This is a genomic window from Barnesiella sp. CU968 (assembly GCF_905219685.1).
GTDB classification, from domain to species: domain Bacteria; phylum Bacteroidota; class Bacteroidia; order Bacteroidales; family Muribaculaceae; genus Lepagella; species Lepagella muris_A.
On record NZ_CAJMXD010000544.1, the window covers coordinates 1 to 1,497 of the forward strand.

The following is a 1,497-nucleotide window of genomic DNA, read 5'->3' on the forward strand; positions in this document are numbered from 1 at the left end:
GAAATTCACCGGAAAGACACTTCATGTGGATGAAAAGAATTAATTCCGGAAAATCTTACATATAATTCATGTTAAATCCAAACACTCTCTTAATCCAAAACGGTTTTTAAGTGTTATATAGATAAATTAATTTTTAATATCAGTTAGTATGAAAAAGTTTCTTTATCTCCTTCTGTTATTGCCATTGGGATTCCTGACTTCCTGTCACGATGACGATGATATGCCTTCTGTTGATATTACTGTAAGTATCGACAACGCCGTCGATGCCGACGGACGCATTTTCATAGTATCCGGTGAGCCGCTGACGGTATCGGGTATCACAGCCGAAGGACTCGGTGGCAAAGCCGCCGGTATATCAGGCGTGAATTATGTGCTTGACCACGTAGGAATGGGGTACACGATCGTGCAGCCGTTCGGTGGCTCGATTCCTGCCGCGTATCTCCCTGTAGGCAATCACCTTTTCACTCTCGCTTTCGATGTTCTTCAGGTTGACAAATCCATCGCTTACGCCCAATTGTCAACAATAGTGACAGTTGTAGAATCGGCAGACGACCTGCCTGACGGAACCACTCCCGGCACTGTCGAACTGAAATACAGACTGAATCCCCAGCAATAGCCATAAACCACAACATAGTGAAAACCGCAGCCATCGACAGATGGTTGCGGTTTTCTTGTTTATTTTCTCACAAAACACTATATTTGCATTAACAATTCTTCACCCATGGATTCCAGTCCTCTTTCCTCAAAACGTCAAGACAAGGGAAGATGTCTCTGAACCACCCTTATGATCTCTAACCATATCCATGTAATATGAAGCTGAAACACCTGTTTTTTACCGCTGCATTGCCGTTGATTGTATCATGCGGGGGCAAAGGAAAAGAAGTGAGAGACGATTCCGCTTGCGGTTCCGCAAGCGATACAGTTCTTCCTGTGAATATTGAGATTGAAGATACACCGGCAGACAGCATACCGCCATATAATTCGGATGATCTCCGGAAATTCGGATTACGAGGAAAAGTAAAGACTGTACGTACTAAAGAATACTCACCGTTCGTGACATGCATTTCGGGACCACTGCAGTTCAACGAGGATGGTTCTCTGTCAAGCAGGTTTGATGAACTTACCGACAACAGAATGGTTTGCAATGACAACGGGATTATCAATGGGACGGAATGCAGAGAAAGCGATGGCACGGTTTTCAGACTTGCGCTCACAGACTATGTGCCGGAAGGTAATCCCGTATCCGGCACATACACCTCGGATGGACCTGATGAAATTTGGGAAGTGGAGTTTTCCATCAGCTATCTGAAATTCGACAAAGAGGGCAATTGGACAGAACGCCTTTTCAAGGGAACTTCTTCCACAAGACAAATGAAAGATAACGGGGAATACTCCGCACCCACGAAAGAAAACTTTGAAAAATCGGAAACAAGAGCTATAATTTATTATTAATCATTTAATTATTTAAAATATGGATAATCTGAATCATGAATATGA

At 43.2% G+C, this 1,497-nt stretch carries 2 protein-coding genes; both read left to right on the forward strand.

From position 1 onward, the window contains the following. Positions 1-148 precede the first annotated feature (148 nt). Positions 149-616, forward strand: coding sequence for a hypothetical protein (locus JX312_RS13540; RefSeq protein WP_123404211.1), 468 nt, complete (start codon positions 149-151; stop codon positions 614-616). Positions 617-810: 194 nt separating this feature from the next. Beyond that, positions 811-1,452 (forward strand): hypothetical protein, encoded by a 642-nt coding sequence (locus tag JX312_RS13545; RefSeq protein WP_204458438.1) that lies wholly within the window; start codon positions 811-813, stop codon positions 1,450-1,452. The last annotated feature ends 45 nt before the right edge of the window (positions 1,453-1,497 follow it).

What these genes read in the sequence shown, in the direction of transcription:
- JX312_RS13540 (WP_123404211.1), top strand. Translation starts at nt 149, where the DNA reads ATGAAAAAGTTTCTTTATCTCCTTCTGTTATTGCCATTGGGATTCCTG.
- JX312_RS13545 (WP_204458438.1), top strand. Translation starts at nt 811, where the DNA reads ATGAAGCTGAAACACCTGTTTTTTACCGCTGCATTGCCGTTGATTGTA.